23 protein-coding genes are annotated in these 23435 nt (G+C 63.3%); 16 read left to right on the top strand and 7 right to left on the bottom strand.

Features of this window, described 5'->3' with window-relative positions:
* Nucleotides 1-187: 187 nt before the first annotated feature.
* Nucleotides 188-658: an SgcJ/EcaC family oxidoreductase gene (locus GGD57_RS11325; RefSeq protein WP_184469714.1), complete on the bottom strand. Its 471-nt coding sequence runs from the start codon at nt 656-658 to the stop codon at nt 188-190.
* A gap of 186 nt (nt 659-844) precedes the next feature.
* Between GGD57_RS11325 and GGD57_RS11320 the strand changes: the two genes are divergently transcribed.
* The 4 genes from GGD57_RS11320 (at nt 845) to GGD57_RS11305 (ending at nt 5296) form a co-directional block, all read left to right on the top strand.
* The gene (locus GGD57_RS11320; RefSeq protein WP_246713599.1) at nt 845-1978 is read left to right on the top strand and encodes a sensor histidine kinase; all 1134 of its coding nucleotides are present in this window, start codon (nt 845-847) and stop codon (nt 1976-1978) included.
* Nucleotides 1975-2637, top strand: a complete 663-nt coding sequence (locus tag GGD57_RS11315; protein ID WP_184469713.1) for a response regulator — start codon at nt 1975-1977, stop codon at nt 2635-2637. Before GGD57_RS11320 ends, GGD57_RS11315 begins: the two co-directional genes overlap by 4 nt.
* Complete coding sequence (locus GGD57_RS11310; RefSeq protein ID WP_184469711.1) at nt 2634-4586, top strand: sensor histidine kinase; 1953 nt, start codon at nt 2634-2636, stop codon at nt 4584-4586. Before GGD57_RS11315 ends, GGD57_RS11310 begins: the two co-directional genes overlap by 4 nt.
* Nucleotides 4587-4828: 242 nt before the next feature.
* Nucleotides 4829-5296 (top strand): response regulator, encoded by a 468-nt coding sequence (locus tag GGD57_RS11305; RefSeq protein WP_184469709.1) that lies wholly within the window; start codon nt 4829-4831, stop codon nt 5294-5296.
* A gap of 6 nt (nt 5297-5302) precedes the next feature.
* Here GGD57_RS11305 and GGD57_RS11300 read toward each other — a convergent pair whose 3' ends face one another.
* Entirely contained in the window at nt 5303-6439 is a 1137-nt protein-coding gene (locus GGD57_RS11300) for an ROK family transcriptional regulator (protein WP_184469707.1), read from the bottom strand.
* Nucleotides 6440-6555: 116 nt separating this feature from the next.
* On the opposite strand from GGD57_RS11300, the gene GGD57_RS11295 reads away from it, so the two are divergent.
* From GGD57_RS11295 to GGD57_RS11275, 5 genes are read left to right on the top strand one after another with little or no spacing between them, the layout of a single operon-like run.
* Nucleotides 6556-7626: an ABC transporter ATP-binding protein gene (locus GGD57_RS11295; protein WP_184469705.1), complete on the top strand. Its 1071-nt coding sequence runs from the start codon at nt 6556-6558 to the stop codon at nt 7624-7626.
* Nucleotides 7623-8498: an ABC transporter permease gene (locus tag GGD57_RS11290; protein WP_348645964.1), complete on the top strand. Its 876-nt coding sequence runs from the start codon at nt 7623-7625 to the stop codon at nt 8496-8498. The genes GGD57_RS11295 and GGD57_RS11290 overlap by 4 nt, the downstream gene beginning before the upstream one ends.
* On the top strand, nt 8498-9322 hold the full coding sequence (locus tag GGD57_RS11285; RefSeq protein WP_184469703.1) for an ABC transporter permease: 825 nt from the start codon (nt 8498-8500) through the stop codon (nt 9320-9322). Before GGD57_RS11290 ends, GGD57_RS11285 begins: the two co-directional genes overlap by 1 nt.
* Before the next feature lie 32 nt (nt 9323-9354).
* Complete coding sequence (locus GGD57_RS11280) at nt 9355-10446, top strand: ABC transporter substrate-binding protein (protein WP_184469701.1); 1092 nt, start codon at nt 9355-9357, stop codon at nt 10444-10446.
* Between the two features lie 20 nt (nt 10447-10466).
* A complete protein-coding gene (locus GGD57_RS11275) occupies nt 10467-11201 on the top strand; it encodes a DUF1868 domain-containing protein (protein ID WP_184469699.1) in 735 nt (244 codons plus the stop codon).
* 69 nt (nt 11202-11270) lie between these two features.
* Here GGD57_RS11275 and GGD57_RS11270 read toward each other — a convergent pair whose 3' ends face one another.
* A complete protein-coding gene (locus GGD57_RS11270; protein ID WP_184469697.1) occupies nt 11271-12089 on the bottom strand; it encodes an oxidoreductase in 819 nt (272 codons plus the stop codon).
* 101 nt (nt 12090-12190) lie between these two features.
* Here GGD57_RS11270 and GGD57_RS11265 point away from each other — a divergent pair, with 101 nt between their 5' ends.
* Nucleotides 12191-12796 carry a WHG domain-containing protein gene (locus GGD57_RS11265; protein ID WP_184469695.1) on the top strand — a complete coding sequence of 202 codons (606 nt, stop codon included), beginning with the start codon at nt 12191-12193 and terminating at the stop codon, nt 12794-12796.
* A gap of 34 nt (nt 12797-12830) precedes the next feature.
* Here the strand turns inward: GGD57_RS11265 and GGD57_RS11260 are convergent, their stop codons facing one another.
* Nucleotides 12831-13295, bottom strand: coding sequence for a nuclear transport factor 2 family protein (locus GGD57_RS11260; protein WP_184469693.1), 465 nt, complete (start codon nt 13293-13295; stop codon nt 12831-12833).
* Nucleotides 13296-13432: 137 nt separating this feature from the next.
* Between GGD57_RS11260 and GGD57_RS11255 the strand changes: the two genes are divergently transcribed.
* Nucleotides 13433-13804: a winged helix-turn-helix transcriptional regulator gene (locus GGD57_RS11255; protein WP_184469691.1), complete on the top strand. Its 372-nt coding sequence runs from the start codon at nt 13433-13435 to the stop codon at nt 13802-13804.
* Between the two features lie 362 nt (nt 13805-14166).
* Here the strand turns inward: GGD57_RS11255 and GGD57_RS11250 are convergent, their stop codons facing one another.
* Nucleotides 14167-15135, bottom strand: coding sequence for a zinc-dependent alcohol dehydrogenase family protein (locus GGD57_RS11250; RefSeq protein WP_184469689.1), 969 nt, complete (start codon nt 15133-15135; stop codon nt 14167-14169).
* A gap of 53 nt (nt 15136-15188) precedes the next feature.
* On the opposite strand from GGD57_RS11250, the gene GGD57_RS11245 reads away from it, so the two are divergent.
* The 5 genes from GGD57_RS11245 to GGD57_RS11225 all read left to right on the top strand — a co-directional run bounded on the left by GGD57_RS11245 (nt 15189) and on the right by GGD57_RS11225 (nt 19967).
* On the top strand, nt 15189-15605 hold the full coding sequence (locus GGD57_RS11245) for an acyl-CoA thioesterase (protein WP_184469687.1): 417 nt from the start codon (nt 15189-15191) through the stop codon (nt 15603-15605).
* 3 nt (nt 15606-15608) lie between these two features.
* Nucleotides 15609-17129 (top strand): class I adenylate-forming enzyme family protein, encoded by a 1521-nt coding sequence (locus tag GGD57_RS11240; protein ID WP_184469685.1) that lies wholly within the window; start codon nt 15609-15611, stop codon nt 17127-17129.
* Complete coding sequence (locus GGD57_RS11235; protein WP_184469683.1) at nt 17107-18306, top strand: thiolase family protein; 1200 nt, start codon at nt 17107-17109, stop codon at nt 18304-18306. Before GGD57_RS11240 ends, GGD57_RS11235 begins: the two co-directional genes overlap by 23 nt.
* Nucleotides 18307-18751: 445 nt before the next feature.
* Nucleotides 18752-19516 (top strand): SDR family oxidoreductase, encoded by a 765-nt coding sequence (locus GGD57_RS11230; RefSeq protein WP_184469681.1) that lies wholly within the window; start codon nt 18752-18754, stop codon nt 19514-19516.
* 37 nt (nt 19517-19553) lie between these two features.
* Nucleotides 19554-19967 carry a cupin domain-containing protein gene (locus GGD57_RS11225; RefSeq protein ID WP_184469679.1) on the top strand — a complete coding sequence of 138 codons (414 nt, stop codon included), beginning with the start codon at nt 19554-19556 and terminating at the stop codon, nt 19965-19967.
* Nucleotides 19968-20019: 52 nt separating this feature from the next.
* Here GGD57_RS11225 and GGD57_RS11220 read toward each other — a convergent pair whose 3' ends face one another.
* Entirely contained in the window at nt 20020-21303 is a 1284-nt protein-coding gene (locus tag GGD57_RS11220; protein ID WP_184469677.1) for a cystathionine gamma-synthase family protein, read from the bottom strand.
* Between the two features lie 86 nt (nt 21304-21389).
* Entirely contained in the window at nt 21390-22469 is a 1080-nt protein-coding gene (locus tag GGD57_RS11215; RefSeq protein ID WP_184469675.1) for a YihY/virulence factor BrkB family protein, read from the bottom strand.
* Nucleotides 22470-23435: the final 966 nt, after the last annotated feature.

Below are 23435 nucleotides of genomic sequence, written 5' to 3'. Positions count from 1 at the left end.
CCTCTCCTCCCTCATCCCTGTGGCCTCAGGCTTCGCTCGAGGCCACAGGAATGAGGAGTGTGAGGTTGGCGTCCAGCCACTCTCTGCCTCAGATCGGGATCATCAGTCGCCGTCGCTCCTCTGGCGCCTCAACAGCAGAAGACCCCGTGTGGGGTTGACACGGGGTCTTCCTGCCGGACCGCAGCTATCAGTGAGCCGCTGCTTTCTCCGGCATCATCGACGAGTGGTGCGAGGTGATCAGCCAGTTCCCGTCCTTGAACTCATAGGTATAAGTGTAACGGGCGGGAACCTTGGAGCCGTCCTTCATGGTGAAGGTGTAGGTGCCGGTGTCGACGGCCCAGTTGCAGCCGGTCTTGATGTCGCGGCTGTCGATCTGGCCCTTGGGCTCGTTGGCGAGGAAGTGCTTGAAATAATCGATCCGCTCTTCCTGGGTCAGGCGAGGTTTGTTCGAGAGGGTGGCTAGCAGCACGGAGTCCTCGCTGTAGTTCTTGGCAACCTCCTGTGGGCTCAGCGTCGCAAGCGAGCCGTTCCAGCGGTCGAAGAGCTTGGCGACCTGCTCGTCGCTCACCGGGGCGCAGGTTGCCGTTTCGCCGGCAGCCATGGCCGACTGGACCTGAACGACACCGAGGACGAGGGCGGCGGCAATGATCATACGCATGTTTGACTTCCTTTATCGCGGTTCCGGCGGACATCGCATCGGTCGACCGCATGACCAATATCTAAGCCGGCCGGTGCGGCCGCCCCATCTGCCGGGTGGCTTCGATCCGATCTGCCGAACGGCATAGATGACATTCGCGCCGGAATGACTATCGTGCCCGCGTCATTCATTTGAGGAGCAGTCCCGTTGGGTCTGGAGCATAATTCGGATACCGCCCATTCGCCCGATGTCGCGGAGATGCGGGCGCTTTATCGGGCGGCGGAAGCGCGCGCGGCGCGGCTGCGCTTCATCATCGAGGCACGAAACCTGCTCGATGCGCAGGTCTTCGAAACGGCCGCTCCCGAGGTGCTTTCCCGGCTTTCCGATTTTGCCGGCGCCTCCCGGGCCGAACTCGTCTTCCCGTCCCTGGATGGAGCAACGCCGGTGCGGCTGACCATCGGCAAACAGACGGAAAACGACGGCATCCTGTTTGCCTCGGAAGACGGCTCGGGTCTGTGCCTCACGCTCATCGGGCCGTCGAGAGGACGCACTGTCGGTGCCGACGACCGACAGACTTTGGAAGTGGTGGCGGGTCAATTGGCCGATGCCTGTAGTCTCGAGCGGCAGGCGGCGGAAAAGCAGGCGCTGCTCGGCAACCTGGAGCGGCAGCGCAGCGAACTTGCAGCCCTGGTCGGACAACTGATCCAGGCGCAGGAGCAGGAGCGGCAGCGGGTGGCGCTCGATCTGCATGACGGCTCGGCGCAGCTCGCGGCCGGCCTCAGCTATCGCCTGCAGGATCTCGCCGCCCGTATCGGCGAGGCGCATGCCCTGAAACCGGAGATCGACCAGCTCGCAGCACTCGCCCGCCGTTCCGTCGCCGATCTTCGTGCCGCTATCGCCGATCTTCGTCCGCCCGAGCTCGACGATCTCGGCGTGGCGGCGGCGCTGCGCACCCGCCTCGATGCAATCGACGGCATGGAGGTGATCGCCGATCTCGATGCCTGCGCTGATCGCTGGCCGGCATCGACCGGGATCATCTTCTACCGCGTCGCACAGGAGGCGATCACCAATGTGATCAAGCATGCCGAGGCGCGCCGGCTCGTCGTGCGCCTTTTCGAAGACAGCGCCGGCCAAGCCCATCTCGAAGTGATCGACGATGGCAAAGGCATCGGCGAGGCGCGCCAGTCTCAGAATCAGGAGCGGGGAGCGCGGCTCGGCATCCCAGGCATGCGCGAGCGGCTGGCACTGCTCGGCGGCCGCATCGAGATCGGCAACGGAGCTTCGGGAGGCACCTGTGTCCGCGCCTTCGCGCCCCTTCCGCAGGAGACGATATTGGGATGACCGCATCCATTCTCGTTGCCGACGATCATGACATCGCTCGCGCCGGCCTGATCGCCATGATCGGCGGCCAGGACGATTTCCATGTCGCCCTTGAAGCGCGCGACGGCATGGAAGCGGTCGAGGCCTGCGCGGCCCACAAGCCGGATCTGGCACTGCTCGACATCCGCATGCCGCGCATGGATGGCCTGGCGGCCACGCGGGAGATCCGGCGCGTGTCGCCCGGCACACGCGTCATGATCATCACCATGCATGACAGCCTCGACTATCTGGAAGCCGCGATCGATGCCGGCGCCACCGGCTATCTGCTGAAGGACGCCAGCCGGGACGATATTCTGCGGACGATCCGGCGTGTCCTCTCGGGTGACGCCTTCTTCGACGGCCCGCTGGTCGCAAGACTGCTGCGGCGTGCCGCCACCAAGCCGCAAACCAACAGCAGTACCCTGGAGACACTAACGGTGCGCGAGCGCGAGGTGCTGGTGAAGGTGGCCGAGGGCTTGACCAATAAGGAGATCGGCCGGGCGCTGAAAATCTCGCCCGGCACCGTAAAGATCCATGTCGAGCGCATCATCGGCAAACTCGGCGCCGGCGACAGGACCCAGGCGGCGGTGATGGCCGTGCGCGGCGGGCTCGTCGCAACATCCAGGGAAGAACAGCCATGACAGGGACAGTTACCGGGGCTGCGGACCGGCGGGCGCTGCGCTTCGCCGATTTTCCGCTGCGGGCGAAGGGCATCGTCATCGTCACGGTGCCGCTGGCGCTGCTGCTTGCCGCTCTCGCCTCGGTCTTCGTCGCCGACCGGCAGAGCCGGATCGCCGAAGATCAGGTGCGGGTGACGCTGGAGATCCAGTCGGGCATTCAGGAGATCCATGCCTTGATCGCCGAGGCCGCGACGGCGATGCGGGGTTATCTCCTGACCGGCAGAACCGATTTTCTCGATCCCTTCAACCGGGCCGAGGACAGGCTGCCCGTGGTGCTCGATGAAGTCGGCCGGCGATTGCGGGATGAGGAGCAGAAGAGCCGCCTCGACCGCATCCGCGCCCTGGTCGACGCGAAAGTCGACCGTCTCCAGCTCCTGAAACAGGCCGACATCCTGCGCGCCGGCGGGCGAGAGGATCTTGCGGCCAAGCTGATCGAGGGCAAACAGGTCCTCGACGTGCTGAGACAGGAGATCGACGCGATGAACCGGCGTGAGGCCGATCTCCTTCATGCCAGGACGCAAGCCGCCGACCGGGTTCGCACCCTGTCCCGCAGCCTGATGATCGCCGCCGGTTTCCTCGGTTTTGCCGGCGCGCTCGTCGCGGTTTTCCTGTTTTCGGCAAGCATCGTGCGCCGCGTACACGCGCTGAAAGCCCAGGCGCACCGCCTGTCGCAGGGCGAGGTCGTGAGGGTGGCCGATCCCTTCCGCGATGAGCTCGGCAGTCTCGAACAGGCGCTCGAAGATGCGAGCGTCCTCTTGAAAAGACGCGAAGCCGATCTCACCGAGAGCGAGGAACGCTTCCGGCAACTGGTCGAGGGCGTCAGCGACTACGGCATCTTCGGGCTCGATGCCGACGGGGGGGTGGTAAGCTGGAATGCCGGTGCCGAGCGGATCACCGGCTATGGCGCCGAGGAGATCATCGGCCAGCATTTTTCCCGCTTCTATCCCGCCCAAACCAGGGAGACATTTCCGGCGGAGGAGCTTGCCAAAGCGGCCCTTCACGGGCGCACCGAGGCGGAAGGCTGGCGCCTGCGCAAAGACGGCTCGCGGTTCTGGTCGCATGTCGTCGTCACCGCCCTCCAAGATGAATCGGGCCGGCTACGCGGCTTTTCCAAGATCACCCGCGATATTACCGAGCGCAAGCAATTCGAGGAGGCACTGCTTGCCGCCCGCGAGGATGCGATCCGCGCCAGCAACGCCAAGAGCGAGTTCCTGTCGCGCATGAGCCACGAGCTGCGCACACCGCTAAACGCCGTTCTCGGTTTCGCCCAGCTTCTGGAAATGGATGTGACCGACGCCGAGTCGAAGGAGAGCGTCGCACAGATCTTGAGGGCCGGCCGGCATCTGCTCAGCCTGATCGACGAAGTTCTCGATATGGCGAGAATCGAGGCCGGCCGCATGGATCTTGCCATAGAATCCCAGCCTGTTGCCGAAGTGATCGATGAAGCCGTGTCGCTGGCAAGACCGCTCTGCGGCAAACAGCAGATCCGGATCGAGGTCATCGAGGCTGAGCCGGATCTTGACGTCATGGCCGACCGGCGGCGTCTCTTGCAGGTGTTCCTCAACCTCCTTTCCAATGCGGTGAAATATAATCGCCCTTTGGGAAGCGTGACCGTCAGCCACCGCGCGATCGACGGGGGACGGGTTCGCATCGAGGTCAGCGATACCGGCCCCGGCATCCCGGCCGACCGCGTCGCCAGGCTGTTCACGCCATTCGACCGACTGGGCGCCGAACGGATCAGCCAGGAGGGAACCGGCCTTGGGCTGGCGCTCTCCAAACATCTGATCGACGCCATGGGCGGAACCCTCGGCTTCAGCGCCCGGGAAGGCGGCGCTACCTTTTATGTCGAACTGCCGCGTGCGCCTGCGGCGATACGGGACGTCGAGGCGCAAGACGTCGCCATGCACTAACGGCGTCCCCAGTTCTCCGTCATGCTCGGCCTTGTGCCGAGTATCTGACCACGGTAGCTTATTGACAGGAAACCATTTATTTTCAGATACTTAATTTGACAGGCGCAGATCCTCGGCACAAGGCCGAGGATGACGTCGGGGCTTTGCTCTGGTTTGTCGGCAGCGATGCCGCAAGGCATCATCTTTGATTTGGCCGCGCCGCTTGATATTAGTCTGGCATCGCTTTCGACAAAGTTTGGTCCATGACAGATCCCACCGACACCGTGCGAGGCTCGACGATCCTGATCGTCGACGACGAGCCCGCCAATGTTTCGCTGCTGGAGCGCATTCTCAAGCGCGAAGGCTTCACGGCGCTGATCAGCACCACCGAGCCGCGCGAGGCCTTGCGGCTCTTCCGCGAACATCCGGTCGATCTCGTTCTTCTCGACCTGATGATGCCCGATCTCGACGGCTTCGCCCTCTTGGAAACCTTCGCAAGGCTCATTCCCGATAACAGCTACCTGCCGATCCTGGTGCTGACCGCCGATGCGACCTTGCCGACGCGCAGGCGTGCGCTCTCTCTCGGCGCCAAGGACTTTCTGACGAAGCCCTTCGACGCGATCGAAGCTGTTTTGCGCATCTTCAACCTGCTCGAAACCCGCATCCTAACGCTGGAACTCGCCAAGCATGGACTGGCGACGCCGAAATCGGAACGCCCCCGCATCGATTGAACTGCCTTATCGCGAGCGATGGGCGTTGGCGGTCGGCGAATGCTGGCCGAGCAGCTCGGCGGCGATCGGCAGCAGCGAGGCGGCCTCGGCAAGTCCGGCAGGACCGAACAACTGCGTCACCGACACCGTCGGCCGGATCAGCGGCCGCCGGCCGGGCACGTCGAGAGCGCCGAGATCGACGCGGGCGCAAAGCTGCTCCAATATCTCGCGCGGAAAAAAACCGCCGACGACGATCGCATCGGGATTGAAGAGCTGCACTACGGTCGCGAGCGGCTTGGACAGCCTTTCGCCGCGATCGTCGATCCAGTCGAGCAGGCGTCTATCCCCTTCCCGGAACAGGCTCGTCAGAAAATCATCCGAAAGCCGCTCGAGCGAACAACCGAGATGCCGGGCGAGGTCGGGAAGGCTCGGCCGGTCGCCGGTTTCGGGGATTAGCGCGCCGATATTCGCCGCCTGGTTATAGGCGCCGCGAAAGACCCTATCCCTAGCAAAAAGCCCGCCGCCGACGCCGAAATCGAGCGTGATATAGAAGAGGCAGCGATGATCCGTCCGCGGCCGGTGCGCCTCGAAAGCCGCGACGCAATAGGCGCCGTTGTCCCAATAGACGGGAAGCCGGAAGCGGGAGCCTATCGTTTCGGCAAGCTCCGACAGCGGCAAAGCGGCCTGTGTCGGCGTCACCTCGAACAGCGTACCGTCCTCGCCGACAATGGCAGGAACCGCATGCCCGACACCGAGGATCGGTGACGGCGACGTCGCAATCAGCCGGGCGATATCGTCGAGGATCGGCTCGATCACCGCATCGGCCTGTCGCGCCACGCGCTCGCGGATATTGCCGCTGAGGTCGGAGCGGGTCACGGCATAATGCCCCTGCCTGATATAGAGGCCGATGCTGTGAAAGGCGTCGTCGTTGAGCGACAGCCGGAGCGGCGGCTGGCCGCGCTCGCCATCGTCGAGCGTGGCCCGCTCCTCACGGACCAGCTTGAAACGGTCGAAATTGGCAACGGCCTTGGTCAGCATCGATTTCGACAGGCCAAGTGCGGCGGCAATCTCCGTCCGGCTTTTCCCCGGATGCAGGCGGATGTGACGCAGCACGGCATATTCAATGTCGGTCAGGCTGACCGGTCGCGGCGGGTCTACGTTCAAGCGAGCAACTTTCGGAAAAGAACGGGCGAATCCCAGAATAGGCCGTTGTCATATTCATGTCATGCACTTAACATAAATGCACGTCGTGAATTTAATTGGCGATCTGGGAGAAACCATTGGCGAGCCTGTCCATCCAGGGAGTGAGCAAGACCTTCCCGAACGGGCACCAAGTGCTCGACGACATCAGCATCAATGTCGCGTCGGGCGAGTTCCTGACGCTGCTCGGGCCGTCGGGATGCGGCAAGACCACGCTCTTGAAAGCGATCGCAGGTTTTCATCCGCTCACATCAGGCCGCTTCCTGATCGATGGGGAAGACGTGACGGCGCTGCCGCCGGAACGCCGAAACACGGCAATGTGCTTCCAGTCCTACGCGCTCTTCCCGCACATGAGTGTCGCGGAAAATATCCTCTTCGGTCCCAGGCAGAATGGTGCCGGCAAGGCTGAATGCGCCGCGCGGCTGGAGGCGGCCCTGCAACAGGTGGATCTCAAGGCGCATGCGGACAAGCTGCCGTCGGCGCTCTCGGGCGGTCAGCAGCAGCGCGTGGCGTTGGCCCGCGCCATGGCCATGCGGCCGGGTGTGATCCTGTTCGACGAGCCGCTTTCCAATCTCGACGCCAAGCTGCGCGAACAGGTGCGTTTCGAAATCCGTGCGCTGCAGGCCGAACACGGTTTCACCGCCATCTACGTCACCCATGATCAGGCTGAGGCGCTCGCAATGTCCGACCGGATCGTCGTGCTGAACGGCGGCCGCATCGAGCAGGTCGGCGCGCCCGACGAAATCTACGACCGCCCGGCCAGCCGTTTCGTCGCGGATTTCATCGGTGCGGCGAATATTCTCAAGGCCGACATCGTCGGTCTGGCGGGCGAAACGACCTGGCGTGTGCGCGCCGATCTCGGCGAGTTCGACATCCGCTGGGATGTCGATCCCAAGGGGCCGAGCCATTTCGTCTGCTGGCGGCCGGAAGCAGCCGAGATCGTTTCGGATGTTGGTGCACCGCAAGCCAATACCTTCCAGGCGGTCGTCACCGCCCAGGCCTTCCAGGGCAACGTCACCGACGTGATCGTCAGGAGCGGCGCAAGCGATGCGACCTACCGCATCCAGACGCGCCGGCCGCTTGCCATCGGCGCTTCCGTGACGCTCCGCGTCGCGCCCGCCAGCTTCTGTTTCCTGGAGGCGGCGACGTGATCTCGGGCACCGCCAGCAACTGGAAGCGGGCCGTCTTCATCGGCCTGCTGCTTGCGACCGGCATCGGGCCGATCATCCTTCTCGTGGGAACCGTGCTCGGCATGGCCGTCGCCCAGTCCTTCGGCTACTTCAACTTCGCCGGCGTAAGCGGCTTCTCGCTGGAATTCTGGGCGAAACAGCTCGCCAGTCCGCTGCTTGCGGCCTCCGTGCTCTATTCGCTGAAGATCGCGCTGGTCTCGGCGATCCTCTCGGTGGCGCTCGCCTATCCGCTTGCGCTCTGGCTGCGCAATCCCTTTCCCGGCTCGCTGACGCTCAGCGCGCTGATCAAGGCGCCGATGATGGTGCCGGGCCTCGTCGTCGCCTTCCTCTTCGTCAACCTCATCGCCTTCCACGGCTTCGTCAATGAGGCGCTTCTCGGGCTCAGGCTGATCGCCAAGCCCTTCCGGATGCAGAACGACCGCTACGGCGCCGGCGTCATGCTGCTGCAGGTCTGGAAGAACATGCCCTTCGCCTTGCTGCTGCTCGGCGGCGCGGTGCGCTCCATCCACACCGACCTGCTCGACGCCGCCCGCGATCTCGGCGCCGGCGCATGGGCGCGCTTTCGCAAGATCATTTTGCCGCTGACGCTGAAAGCCATGCAGGCAGCGCTCGTCATCATCTTCATCGGGACGGCCGGCGATTATTCCTTCCAGGTGATCGCCGGCCCCACCAGCGTCAGCTCGCTCGCCCAGTACATGTACACGGTCCAGCATGAGTTCGGCCAATGGAACGAGGCGGCCGTCGTCGCGATCGTCCTGATGGCCACGGCCCTTTTCGGTTCGCTGCTGCTGGCGGCGGCAGCCCACATCCTCTTTGGCGGCAGGAGAGCGTGATGTCGGGAAAATCCTGGAACCGCCTGCTCGCCATCCTGCTCGGCCTGGTGCTGATCGTCTGGCTCGTCGTTCCCTTCGGCATGGCCGTGCTCTGGTCGCTCGTCGATCCCGACAAGGCCTGGAGCTATCCCGATCTCCTGCCGCAGAAGCTCTCCTTCCGCCGCTGGAGCGAAATGTGGGAGACGACCAATCTCGCGGTCGCCATCGCCAACAGCTATATGCTGGCGCCGATCGTCGCCTGCGCAACGCTGATCCTTGCCGCCCCCACAGCCTATGCCTTCGGCCGCCTGGAATTTCCGGGCAAATCGGTCGCGCAATTCATCGCGCTGCTGCCGCTCGTGCTGCCGGGCTTCGTCATCGCGCTGTTCTTTACCGCACTTTTGAACCGGATCGGCATCTACAACAAATTCGTAGGCATCGTGGTCGGCCACACCGTTCTCTTCCTGCCCTATGCGATCCGCATTCTCTCCGTCTCCTATTCGCTCGTTCGCCAGGATCTGATCGACGCGGCGCGCGATCTCGGCGCCGGCCGCTTCACCCGCTTTTCCGCCGCCTATCTGCCGGTGCTCAAACCCGGCATCCTCGCAGCCCTCGTCATCGTCTTCATCCAGAGCATCGAAGAATTCGCGCTGTCCTTCGTGCTCGGTTCGCCCGATTTCACCACCGTCCCGACGATCCTCTATTCCTATCTTGGCTATAATTTCATCCGGCCGAATGCGGCAGTCGTGTCGCTGATCCTGGTCGTCCCCAACATCATCCTGATGCTTCTCTTCGAACGGCTGCTGAAGAGCAATGGCGCCGTCACGCATGGCGGCAAGGGATGAGGTCCATCCAGTCCAACCATCGGAGCAATCGCATGTCACAACGCCTGATCCCGCTGCTGATCGCAGCGGCCGCCTTCGCCACCCCCGCCGCAGCGGCCGACGACCTTCTGAAGAAGCCGTGGAACGACATCGTCGCCCAGGCCAAGCAGGAAGGCGAGGTCGTCTGGTACAACTGGTTCCTCCAGCCGCGCTTCCGTGAACTGAGCAAGGGCTTCGAAGAGAAATACGGGATCAAGGTCACCATTCCCGACGGCACTTCCGACGGCAACCAGAACAAATTCCTCGCCGAACGCGACCGCGCCGAAGGCGATATCGATGTGATGTCGCTCGGCGGCGATCAGTTGCCGAAGTTCGACGTCACCGCCTATTTCTACGGCCCGCTCGATATCCTGCCCGGTTATTCCAAGCTGCGCACCAAGATCAACGGCGGCGACGGCAAGGGTTATGCGGTCGCCTTCTGGGGCAACCAGACCGGGCTTGCCTACGATCCGACCCAGGTCGACGAAGCGAAGCTGCCGCAGAGCTTCGACGACCTCACCAAATGGATCAAGGAGAACCCTCAGGCCTTCGCCTTCAACGATACGCGCGGCGGCGGCGCCGGCAAGGCCTTCCTCCAAACTGTCGTCCGCTCGACCGTCAAGCCGGAAGATATCGAAGCCGGCAATTTCCAGGCCGCTTGGGACTGGTTTGCCGCCAACAAGGCGAATTACGGCTTCACCGCCTCCAACGCCGATAGCCTGACCCGCCTCAACGGCGGCGAATTCCAGATCGTCTCGGCCTGGGAAGACCACCTCGCCGGCCTGCAGCAGAAGGGCGAGGTCGACAAGCGCATGAAGTTCTACATTCCGAAGTTCGGCATGCCCGGCGGCGGCAATATCGTCGGCGTCCCCGCCAACGCCAGGCACAAGGCTGCTGCACTTCTCTTTGTCGACTGGCTGACCTCGGCCGAAACCCAGACGATGCTTTCCAAGGAGATGGGCTCGGCGCCCGTCAACAGCGGCGCGACCGCCGTTCCAGGCGGCGTGCCGACCGAGCAGCGCGCCAATGCCGTGGACTGGCTGCCGGTCAAGCAAGCCGACGCCGTCACGGCGCAGTTCCTCGAAAAGGTCGTCATGGGCCAGTAATCCGGGAACAATTCGATATCATGCAGCAATCTCACGAGCATCAGGAGCGTCAGCCATCGGCTGGCGCTTATCCCGCCTATCCCACCGGCGTCCATACCAAATTCAATCTCGATGGCAGCGTGCGGGCCTTTCCCGGCAATACGATCATCTGTCATCTCTCACCGGCGAGCAGGCTCTACGCCGCGCTATCGGGCCTTTACAGCGCGCTGGAGCAAAGCGATCTCGCCGGCCTCTACACGCTGCTGCCACCCTCGAGCTGGCACATGACCGTGTTCGAAGGCGTCTGCGACCAGGTCCGTCGGCCGGGCTTCTGGCCCGCCGATCTCGGCCTCGACGCGACCCTCGCGGAATGCGATGCGCTTTTCGCAGAAAAGCTCTCCGCCTTCAATCTCGGCAGTGAGCCTCCCTACCGCCTGCGCATCGCCGGCTGGCAGCCGCTCAAGAACGGCATCGCGCTCAAGCTCGCGGCTGAGAGCACCGAGGAAACGCATCTCAGACAGGCGCGCGACCGGCTGTCGGACCTGCTTCAGCTCCGCCACCCCAGGCATGAGGACTATGTCTTCCACCTCAGCATCGCCTATCTGATCCGCCATCCCGATGAGGAGCAGCGGGCCGCGCTTTCGGCGCTGCTGTACGAACTCCTCCCCCGCCTGCCGGCGGAATTCGAACTCGGCGCCCCGGAATTCTGCCGCTTCGCCGACATGTTCGCTTTCAATCGGCAGTTTTTCCTGCAGAGCCGAGCGACTGGCGGCTGACAATAAGCAATGGCGGGGCCGGCGCGAGCCGGCCCCGTCGCCCGCATATTAAGGATCTTCGTCTGCCGTTCAGACCATCGACGTGATGATGCGATCGAACATCCGGTCACTGAGCCAGCGGCGCAGCCACAAGACCGGACCTGCCATGTATCCGGTATGATACCGGGTTTTGGGCCTGGCTGCGGTGATGGCTTTCAGAATGGTGGCCGCCACGACGGCGGGGTCCGACAGCCGTGAGCCGGAATAGATTTCATGCATGCTGGCCGCGGTATGATTGGCTGCCTTGGCATAGGCGCCGCCGCCTGACGTTTTCCTCAGATTGTCGGCGGCGATATGCCCCCATTCCGTTTTGACGCCGCCCGGCTCGACAATGACGACGTCTATCCCGAAGGCTCGGGTTTCCAGGCGAAGCGTATCCGACCAGCCTTCGAGCGCGTGCTTCGTCGCATGATACCAGCCGCCGAACGGCGTGTAGATCTTGCCGCCGATCGAGGTGATGTTGACGATTTTTCCGAACTTGTTCTCGCGCATTTTCGGCAGGACGAGTTGCGTCAGCCGGGCAAGCCCGAAGAGGTTCACCTCGAACTGCCGGCGGCCTTCGTCGACCGGGACATCTTCGATCGCCCCGTAAGAGCCGTAACCGGCATTGTTGATGAGAATATCGATCGAGCCGCATTCTGCGACGATCCGTTCGACCGCCGCCACGATCTCCTCGTCCTTAGTGAGATCCAGCGGGACGGCGACGGCGCCGCGCTGCACAAGATCCTGCATCTGCTCGACGCGGCGTGCGGCCACATAGACCCGGTAGCCCTCCTGCAGCAGTTTCCGGGTCGTGGCATTGCCGATGCCCGAGGAGGCACCGGTGATCAAAGCGGTTTTTTTCGACATCGTAGTTCTTTGCATCCTATTTTGAACAGTGTTAAGATGCGTATATAGACGTCAATTTGAACGCTGTATAGATGTGGTGCGAAAAATTATGGAGCGCTGGAGTGTCTGAAAAACGGGGCTATCATCACGGGGAGCTGAGGCAGGCGCTGATCACCGCCACCGACGATATCCTGAGAGAAAACGGCATAGAGGGGTTTTCATTGCGCGATGCGGCGAGACGGGCCGGCGTCTCACCGGGAGCGCCCGCGCACCATTTCGGCAGCGCATCGGGCCTGCTGACCGAAGTTGCGATTTTGGGCTACGAGGAACTGGCCCGCTATCTCGGTGAGGCAGAGGATGACGGAACGCCGGCCGCAAGGATGCGCGCCCTGGCCGCGGCCTATGTCGCCTTCGCGCTCGACCATCCCGGCCGGTTCCGTCTGATGTTCCGCAAGGATCTCGTCAACCGCACGAACCCCGTTTACGAAGAAACGAGCAAACGGGCTCTTTGGCCTTTCGCCGAAGCCATCGCGCGGGTCAACGGCACGACTCTGGAGGCACTCTTGGAAGCGCGGAACCTCGCCCCGATCTTTGCCGCCTGGTCCACCGCCCACGGCATCGCCTATCTCGCCCTGGAAGACAAGATGCACTTCGCGCTCCAGGGCAACCACGATGAGGACTTTCGCAAAAGGCTGCTGCCGGAAATACTGAAAGCCCAATGGGCGTAAATCATAGGGCCGGCCGGAAGCCGGCCCGTTGAATTCAGAACATCGTATTCTTGTTGGCCGCCTCTTTCGGAACGGGCTGGATCACGTCCCAGTGCTCGACGATCTTGCCGTCCTTGACGCGGAAAATATCGATGACGGCCTCGCCGAGATCGCTGACACCATTCGTCGCGTGCACATGCAGCCAGACGAGATCGCCATCGGCGGCACTGCGGACGATCTCCGCCTTCGATTGGGCATTGTCCTTGAAGAAGCCGGTGAAGAAGGAAATGAGCGGCTGCTTGCCGTCGGGAACCTGCGGATTGTGCTGCCGGTAATCGTCCGCGATGACCGAGGCGGCCGCAATATCGTGCTTGTTGAAGAACTTGTCGTAGAATTCCACCACCAGCTTGCGGTTGGCTTCCTCGACCTTCAAGTCGCGGGCGGCCGATTCAGCGAAAGCGCCTGACGGCGCGGCAATGCCAGCCAGAATGGCGAGGGCGAAAAGCGATTGAAATCTCATGCATCAAGCTCCTTGGTATGGATCAGCGATCTAGTCTAAAAAGCAGACTATGAGAGCAGGTCTATGAAACCTCGCCATGCCCGGCAAGAAGGCAGGTTTTTGTGGCAAGGTCAGCCTGCGGTGACCAAGGAGAGGACATGCCTGGAGAAACGGACGAGCCGAAACAACAGCCCGGCGCCGGCTGCCCGATCAGAGGCGTGCTCGATCGCATCGGCGATCAATGGAGCCTGCTCACCCTCGAAGCGCTTGAGCACGAGAAGAAACGCTTCAACGAGTTGCTGCGCGAGATCGGCGACATTTCGAAACAGATGCTCTCCAAGACATTGCGGCATCTTGAACAGGACGGCTTCATCAGCCGCACCGTCTATCCCGAGGTTCCGCCGCGGGTGGAGTATGAGCTGACGGAGATGGGGCGCTCGTTCCTGATCCCGATGAAAGCGCTGATCGGCTGGGCGGACCGGAACCATCCGCAAATCATGAGTGCACGGGAGCGGAATGAAAGGGGTTAGGTTTTAAGCCGCCAATAGCTCAATACTTGCCACCTGATCGAGATTTGGGATCGGCTAGTTGCCTTTCGCTAGCGCTCAAGGCGTGCGTCGCTGGCGCTTCTCACCCCCCTCATCTGCCCTGCCGGGCATCTTCTCCCCGCTGGGGAGAAGCGGAATCGTGGCAGCGCCTTGCTCCCTCTCGAACTTCAGCTGTCGGAATGACGGTCGTGCGGCTTGGTCCCTTCTCCCCAGCGGGGAGAAGATGCCGGCAGGCAGATGAGGGGGCCACACGGCACATCTTTCATTGCCTGGCTTCGGTGAGCACAAGCGAAAGCCAATAATTAGGGTCGCAATCTCTCTCCACTCATCCCAAGACGGCCCCATCACGCCATGAGCACCTTGCCACCCGTGCGGAAGGGCAAGGCGGCGCGCAGCGCCTCGCCGACTTTTTCCAGCGGGAAGACCTCGCGCACCTCGGTCGCGATCACCTTCGAGGCGATCTGCGCGGCGACCTCGGAATAGGCGCGCTGGACATTGACCATCGCCTCGGAATGGACCCATTCCCTCAGGTGACAATAGGAAAAGGCGACGTCGGGATGGGAGGCCCAGAAGGAGGGCGGGATGCTCTCTCCCGACAGCAGGCCGTAATGCAGGAAGTGCCCGTCGGGCCTCAGCGCATCGGCAAGCACCGAGGCGCGTGCGCCTCCGACGCAGTCGAGCGCCGCATCGAGCCCTTGCCGGCCGGCGAGGCCGGCGGCGAGATCGCTTTCCGCTTTGTCGACGATGACGGCCTCGAGCCGGCCACTGAGGCGCGCGCGGGATTCTTCGCTGCGGACGATTGCGATCGGTTCCACGCCGACGGCGTTCGCCATGCCGATCAGGATCGATCCGATCGATGAGGCGGCGGCATTGATGGCGATGCGCATGCCGGGCCTCAGCCCGATCTTGTGGTGCAGCATCAGCCAGGCGGTCATCGGGTTGACGTAGCTGGTCGCGGCCTCGAAATCCGAAAGCGCGTCGGGAACGCGAAGGCACCAGGCGGGATCGGTATCCTTGAATTCCTGCCACCCGCCGGCACTGCGCACCGGCAGCACGCGGGTTCCCGGCACAAGTCCATGCACCTCCTCGCCGCATGCCTCGACCACACCGAAGGCTTCGAAGCCGGGGATGAAGGGCAGGGTCGTGCGGCCGGCATAGGCGCCCGAGATGGTGATGATATCGGAGGGATTGATCGAGCGCGCCAGCAGTCGGACGCGAACCTGATCGCGCCGCAGCAGCGAAAGTTCGGCGCGTTCGATGCCGACGACCTCTTCGGCCGGCCCGAATTTTCGCACGACCGCCTGATATTGCATTTGCATCCCCCACACAGTCGGTTAGAACACGCCGTCGAAATTTCGGTGATCGAATGAGCGTTGACGACAGGCCTTTAGCATCGTTCCGGGTCTCGATGCGAGACATCGACATCTATGGTCATGTCCATAACTCGGTTTACCTCGACTATTGCGAGGATGCGGTCGTCGAATTCCTGCGCCACCGCGAGATCCTCAGCCACTTCCGCCACACCACTTCGGGCGTTGCCTATCACGTGAAGAAGGCGGAAATCATCTTTCACAACCCGATCGACGTCGACGATATCGTCGAGGCGAAAGTCAGGGTCGAGAAGATCGGGCGGTCGAGCCTCTCCTTTACGATCGAACTCTTTCGTCAGCGCGACGGCGCCCATTGCGCCTCGGGCGGGCTCGTCTGGGTCTGCGTCGGCCTTTCCGACAACCGCCCGACGCCGATCCCCGAGGCGACCAGAGCCGCCTTGTCGCAGGGCTGACCCATGCCGATCCACGCGGAGCTCCTTCCACACGCCACGGAGAGACCGGAGAAGCCGGCGGTCGTGATCGACGGCCGCTCCCTGAGCTATGGCGAACTCTATAGCCGCGCCGGCGCGATCTACCGGTTCATCCAGGCGCTTCCGCACTCGAACGGCCGTCCATTCGATCTGCCGGGCGTCGAGAAGCTTGTGGCGGTCAGCCTCGGCAATCACATCGGCTTTGCCGAATATTTCGTCGCCGCCACCGCGCTGGCGAATGCCTGCGCCGTCATCGATCCGATGATGCCGGAAGCGAGGATCGAGCGTATCGTCGAGCGGCTGGCGCCTGACGTGCTCGTCGTCGACGACGATGCGAGCCCGAGCGCCGAAATCGGCCGCAGGCTCGGCATCTCTGTCATCGTCGCCGGAGCGGAACCCTTCGACCTCATGGCGATGGGGGACGATATGCCCGTCGATGCCGAGGGGATCTTCCTGATCGGTTTTACCTCGGGCACGACAGCCGAGCCAAAGGCCTATTACCGCTCGCGCGAGCAATGGCGCCGGAGCCTCGATCGGGGACGCCTCGTTTTCGAACTCCAGGACACGCCCTCGACCCTGTGCCCGGGAGCGCTGGCGCATGGGCTGGCGCTTTACGCACTCGTCGAGGCGCTCGATGCCGGTGCGACGTTCCATTCGATCGGGAAATGGGATGCCGGTGCGGTCGCGCGCATTCTCTCCTCAGAAGAGATAGAGCGGCTGGTTGCCGTGCCCACCCACATCGCGGGCATCGCCCGGGCATGGGCGGGCGCGCCGATGGCGTCCTTACGCGACGTGCTGACCGCCGGCGCCAAGCTCAATCTCAACGAAGTCGAATCCATGCGCCGCCTTTTTCCGCAGGCGCGCATCCGGGAATATTACGGCGCATCGGAAATCGGCTTCATGACGGTCTCGACGCTTGCCGGCGGCGCGAGTAATTTTCCGATCGACCGGGTCGGGCAGGCCTATCCCGGCGTCGAAATTTCCATTCGCGATCCTGAGGAAAACGATGTCGGCGCCGATGTGCCCGGCACCATTTTCGTCAACAGCGACCTGATCGCCGACGGCTATCTCTGGGGCGACGACGGCCAGGCGTTCCGGGTCACCCCGGCGGGCGCGACGGTCGGCGATCTCGGCGAGATCGATGAAAACGGCATGCTGCGGGTGATCGGCCGGGCAGGCGGCATGATGATCACGGGCGGCAACAACGTCTATCCCGCCGAGGTCGAGAGTGCGCTGAAAACCTGCCCCGGCGTCGAAGATGCCGTCGTCTTCGGGCTGCCGGATGCCTATTACGGCCAAAGGATCGTCGCCGTCGTCTCGGGCGAGGCGACGGATGCGAAAATGCTGGCAGAGCATTGCGCGGGCAGGCTTGCAAGGTTCAAGATCCCCAGGCAGTTCTACCATATCGACGCCTGGCCGATGACGAGCAGCGGCAAGATCGCGCGCGGGCAGGTGGAGGCATCGGTGATTTCGGGAGATGGTCTTGTCCTACGCCTATCAGCCTGACGAGGATTGGCAGCCGGTCGTGGTTGCCGCCTACCGCACGCCGATCGGCCGGGCCTTCCGATCGCTTTCGACCGTTACAGCCGAAGACTTGGCTGCTCCGATCATCCGCCGGATCATCGCCGAGACAGGCATTGCGCCCGACGCCATCGACGACGTCCTGATCGGCAATGCCGCCGGTGGCGGCGGCAATATCGGCCGGCTGGCGGCCCTCAGCGCCGGCTTGCCGATGGCAGTGCCCGGTGTGGCCGTCGACCGGCAATGCGGTTCGGGGCTGGAAGCGATCATCCTCGCCGCCCGCCTGGTCCAGGCGAAGGCCGGCGCCTGCTATCTCGCCGGCGGCGTCGAGAGCGTCAGCACCGCGCCATGGCGCGTCGAACGGCCCAAGACCAATGGTGACGTGCCGCGCTTTTACGGACGTGCGCAGTTTTCGCCGGAGACGATCGGCGACCCTGAAATGGGCGTCGCCGCCGAAAATGTCGCGCGCGCTTTCGCCATCTCGCGCCAGAGACAGGATGAATTCGCGCTGCGCAGTCACCGGCTCGCCGTCACTGCGGCCGAAGCGGGCCTCTTTCAGCCGGAGATCGTCGAGATCGCCACCGCAAGCGGCCTCGTCGACCGGGACGAATGCCCGCGCCCGACGACATCGATCGAAGCACTGGCAAACCTCCGGCCCGTCTTCCTGGCCGATGGCTCGGTGACCGCAGGCAATGCCTGCCCTGTCAATGATGGCGCCTGCCTGGTGCTCGTCATGAGCCGCGGCATGGCCAGAAGCCTCGGCATCGAAAAGGGCCTTGCCTTCATCGACAGCGCCGCGGCCGGCGTCGATCCCAACCTGCTCGGCATCGGTCCGGTCGCCTCGACCGCCAAGCTGCTGCAGCGCCAGCCCGGGCTCTCGCTCGCTGGCGTCGATGCCATCGAGTTCAACGAGGCTTTCGCCGCCCAGGTTCTGGCATCGCTGGATCAGCTGGATATATCAGCCGATGCGGTCAACAGGGAGGGCGGTGCCATCGCGCTCGGCCATCCGTTCGGGGCATCGGGTGCAATTCTCGTTACCCGGCTATATAGTCAACTCGTACGCTCGCACGGCTGGTCACCCGCCGCGACCGGCCTCGCCATGATCGGCATCGGCGGCGGCATCGGGCTGACGGCGCTATTCGAAGCCGTCCGGCTTTCCTGAAAAGACGGCCTTCGCCGTCGCGTTGGGATCCTCAAAGCTGCCCCTCACCTAACCCTTTCCCCGTAAACGGGGCGAGGGGACGTGCCCTATGAGACGCTGGCGGTGGACGAAGAGGTCGCGGCATATCCCCTTCGCCCCGCCAAGCGGGGAGAAGGTGGCGGCAGCCGGATGAGGGGCGACACCAGCGCAAAATCTCGTCCATGTTCTTAAGACGTCTCGATCACACGGCGAGCCGCCCTATACCTTGGCATAGGCCGACAGCGACCGAGAGAGAATGGTTCCGGCCCGCGATCCGGCGCATTCTCCTGGCGATCGGTTCCGGCCGATGAAGCCGCTGTGAAGCAGGCGGTTTCGGCACTCCGAGCAGTTCCTGCTCAGCGTCAAGCGCGTGTCAGCAAAGGCAAGTCAACAGAGGAAATCCTCGTAAACGACAAGGAGACCACCCATGAAGATCGTCATTATCGGCGGCACCGGGCTCATCGGCTCGAAGACCGTGGAAAGGTTGCGCAGCAAGGGGCATGAGGTCTTGGCGGCGTCGCCGAATTCGGGCGTCGACACGATCACCGGCAAAGGCCTGGCGGAAGCGCTTGTCGGCGCGCAGGTGGTGCTCGACCTCGCCAACTCGCCCTCCTTCGAGGACAAGGCCGTCCTGGAATTCTTCCAGACCTCGGGCCGCAACCTGCTCAAGGCAGGAGCTGCCGCCGGCGTGAAGCATCATATCGCGCTGTCGATCGTCGGCATGGAGCGGCTGCAGGACAGCGGCTATATGCGCGCCAAGAAGGCTCAGGAGGATCTGATCAAGAGCTCCGGCATCCCCTACACCATCGTGCACTCGACGCAGTTTCACGAATTCATGGCCGGCATCGCCCAGTCGGGCACCTCGGGTCAGATGGTGCATCTGTCGCCCGCCTATGTGCAGCCGATCGCCTCGGACGACGTCGCCGACGTCATGGCCGAGGTGGCGCTCGCCGCACCTGTCAACGGTACGATCGAGATCGGCGGGCCGGAGAAAGTCCGCCTCACCGACATCGTGACGCGCCTCTTCAAGGCGACGAACGATCCGCGCCAGGTGATGGCGGATCCGCACGCCCGCTATTTCGGCGTCGAGCTCGAAGACAATTCGCTGGTAACCGGCCCCAAGGCGCGGCTCGGCCGGATCAGCTTCGACGACTGGCTGAGCCGGCAGCCGCCGCAGAAAAAGAGCGCCTGACGGCAAGACCACATCCCATCAACTGAGGAGACCAGACATGCTCAGAAAAATGATCTCGGCGGCCGCGCTCGCCATCGTCCTTGCCGCCGGCACGCAGGCACACGCTGCAGGCGGCGACGCGAAGGTTCGCGTCGTTTTCGACCAGAAGCTTCCCAATGTTCCCGGCAAGAGCATGCGGGCGGTGCTCGTCGAATATGGGCCGGGCGGCTCGTCGCCCGGCCATACGCACCCGGCCTCGGCCTTCATTTACGCCACCGTCCTCGAAGGGGCGATCACCAGCAAGGTGAATGACGGGCCGGAGAAGGTCTATAAATCAGGCGAAAGCTTTCCCGAGTTTCCGGGCGATCATCACGCCGTCAGCAAGAATGCCAGCAAGACAAAGCCGGCGCGCCTGCTTGCGGTCTTCGTGCTGAATACCGACGAGACGGAGCTGACGACCGACGACAAGTGATGTCATCGGCCTCGATGCCCGGCGCCGCCGGGCATCGTTTCCGCCGTCGGCCTCAGGCCGCCTGCAGCGCCATCTCCAGATCGGCGATCAGATCGTCCGGATGCTCGATGCCGATCGACAGACGGATGGTCGATTCCAGCACCCCGATGCGCTGGCGCACCTCGGCGGGCACGCCCGAATGCGTCATCGCGGCCGGATGGCTCGCCAGCGATTCCGTCCCTCCGAGACTGACCGCAAGCTTGAAGACCTGCAGCGCGTTCAGAAATTTGAACGAGGCGGCCTGCCCCCCGCGGATATCGAAGGAGAAGGTGGAGCCGGCGCCGGTGCATTGTGCGGCGAAAGTCCGGCCGGCCGGCGAATCCGGCTCGTGATAGGGCAGGTAGTGAACCTTCTCGACCTTCGGGTGATCACGCAGAAAATCGGCGACGGCCCGCGCATTGCTGTTGGCCCGCTCCATGCGCAGCTGCAGTGTTTCCAGCGAGCGGCCGAGCATCCAGCAGGAATGCGGGTCGAGCTGGGTGCCGATCGCCCCGCGCAGCGCTTTGACCTGCTTGATGACGGCCTTGCGGCCGAGAACCGCGCCGGCGATCAGGTCGGAATGGCCGCCGACATATTTGGTCAGCGAATAGAGCGAGATATCGGCGCCGTGCTCGATCGGCCGCTGGAAGACAGGGCCGAGCAGGGTGTTGTCGCAGACGATGATCGGCGTATGTCCCTGCTTTGCGCCGATCGCGTCAGCCACGCGCCGGGTCATCGCGACGTCGACCAGGCTGTTGGTCGGATTGGCCGGCGTCTCGATCAGGATGACGGAGACGCGGCCTTTGGTCATCGCCTCCTCCGCCGCCTTCTGCACCGAGCCCTCGCTGACGCCGTCGGCAAAGCCGATGGCGGCGACGCCGAGGTTCAGAAAAGTCTTGGCCAGCAATGTCTCCGTTCCCCCATAGAGCGGCTGCGAATGCAGGACCGCATCGCCCGGCCGCACGAAGGCGAGCAGGGTGGTGGCGATCGCCGCCATGCCGGAGGAAAACAGCGCGCCGCTTTCCGTCCGTTCGTAAACGGCGAGCCTGTCCTCGACGATCTCGCTATTGGGGTGGTTGAAGCGCGAATAGACGAGACCGGCGCCTTTGCCCGCCGGCGGCTCGCGGCGGCCCGAGACGTAGTCGAAGAAGTCGCGGCCATCCTCCGCGGAATTGAAGACGAAGGTGGAGGTGAGGAATACCGGCGGCTTGACCGCCCCTTCCGAGAGTTCGGGATCGTAGCCGTAATTCAGCATCTGCGTTTCGGGATGCAGTGCATGATTGCCGATATGCGTTTTGGAAGGATGCGGGGCCGTCATGATCGTCTCCTCTGTCGGGATTGCCCAAGGACAAGATACATCAAAACTGCATTGGCGGAGCAAGGATCGATGCCGCTCGTTAACGCTCAGCTGACGGTGTCGCCCAAAGTATCGGCAACATAGGCGCCGCGCGCGCCCATCGGCAACGGAGCTCCTGTCGTCGTGTCCTTGGCGGTCTGATGTTCCAGTTCGGCATTGAGTTCCGCGCCGATGACGAGAATGACAACGGAAAGCCAGATCCAGACGAGGAAGCCGATCAGCGCGCCGAGCGTGCCGTAGGTCGCGTTGTAATTGGCGAAATGATCGAGGTAAAAGGAGAAGCCGAGGGACATGGCGGCCCATGCGACCGTCGTCAGCACCGCGCCCCAGGTCATCCAGCGGAGCCTGGCAGGCTCGCGGCTGGGACCGAAGCGGTAGACCGACGTCACCGCCACCGCGACGATGAGCAGAAGCACCGGCCACCGCAGGAGTAGGGCCATGTGCTCCTTGAATTGATCGAGCCAGAGATAGGACAGCACGACCGGCACCACCCCGACGAGCACGACCATGACAATCGTCAGCAGCATGGCGCAGAGCGTGAAGCAGAGGGCGATCAGGTTGAGCCGGACCACCCCCCGCTTCTCGGTCTCCTCATAGGCGACGTTCATAGCGTCGAAGATCGCCAGCGTGCCGCTATGGGTGCTCCAGAGCGCAATGCCGAGACCGACGAAGAACGTGATGCCGAGCGCGCTGTCGCGCCGGTTGACGAGCTCCTTGATCTGGTCGGCAAGAAGATCGAAGGCCCCCGGCGGCATGAGCACCGACAACTCGCGAAGGTGCTCCGATATGGTGATCGGATCGGCGACCAGCCCATAGAGAGCGACCAAAGCGCCCATGGCCGGAAACAGCGCCAGCAGCAGATAAAACGTCACGCCCGCGGCGATCAGCGTCACCCGGTCGTCCAGCACTTCATGAAAGAGGCGCCAGAACACATCACGAAGGCCTGGGAATGGTATCGCCTCCGGCACGGCGGCATTGCGCCCATGATCGTTCGCGGCTCTGCCGTTCTCCGCCGCTGAGACCGGCGAACCGACCTGCCGTGCCTGTATCAACACAAATGCCCCGACCACCGCGGCCATCACCGCGGCGGCGATGGAGAACCTCTTGAGCGGAAGCGCATCTGCCATTACCCTGTCCCCTGATTTGCTCTGCTTTTCTGGGTGGATAACGCTGGGTGCCGCAAAAGGATGCAAGCCGTTGCTTTCGCGTGTGGTTTGCGGCGCAGGGGAGGGCGGGGGCGCTAGGCACCCCCAAAGTTCGCGGATTACAATCTGCTGATTTTACTAGGCTTTCTTCGCGGTACGGAACCGAAATCGGAGTTTGGTTTCGCTACTGCTGCATGAGGGATTTTGGCACGCCCATGGGCGGAGCCGCGGATTTACGGCTGAAGAGGCCGCAATAGCGCATCACACGCCGTTTTTGACCGAAAATCCGGCCAGCCACATCCAACTTTTCGCGGCCAGATGCTGGCGTCCTGACAGTAACAATAGCGCCGGCAGCATCGGCCGGCAATGGCAAGCCCCGTTTTCCCCGACCAAATATCGGCCACCTCAACGAACCGGCGGCTTCATCCGGAACCCGCGATAATCCCGCCGCTCAACCTCGGCGCCGGCACGGCCACTCGACGGGGAATGGCCTGGATGGCGGTGTGTCAACGCGGCCGGAACATGGAGCGTCCCCTCGATATCCAATTGTCCGCGGACAACCGGATGACTCGATCCAACAATAGGCGCGCAGGAATGCCGCGCCAACGCCCAAGCGAGCCTCATCCTCAGGCGCCCCGTGGAGGCCTCGAACGACGAGGCGGGCGCACCACCGCAACCAGACGCTGGAGCGCGTCCTTCGAGGCTTCGGCCTACGGCCTACGCGCATCAGGATGAGGAACGTTGGAGAATGCCGGCCCCTCAATATGATGCACCGGAGGCTGGTGCGCGAGAAGATTGATCACCGGATTGTCCACGGACAACCCGCTGAATATCCCTCGCCGCCCCAAGAGAGCCTCATCCTTGTACGTTGCCGTTGGTGTATAATGGGGTCGTGCGACGGGGATGCGTGTCATCCTTGGGTTTTGAACTCGTGCCTCAGCGAGCATC

This window comes from Rhizobium esperanzae, from assembly GCF_014197615.1.
GTDB lineage: Bacteria > Pseudomonadota > Alphaproteobacteria > Rhizobiales > Rhizobiaceae > Rhizobium > Rhizobium esperanzae_A.
The sequence above is the reverse complement of the archived record's forward strand: the minus strand, read 5'-3'. Positions and strand labels throughout refer to the sequence as shown.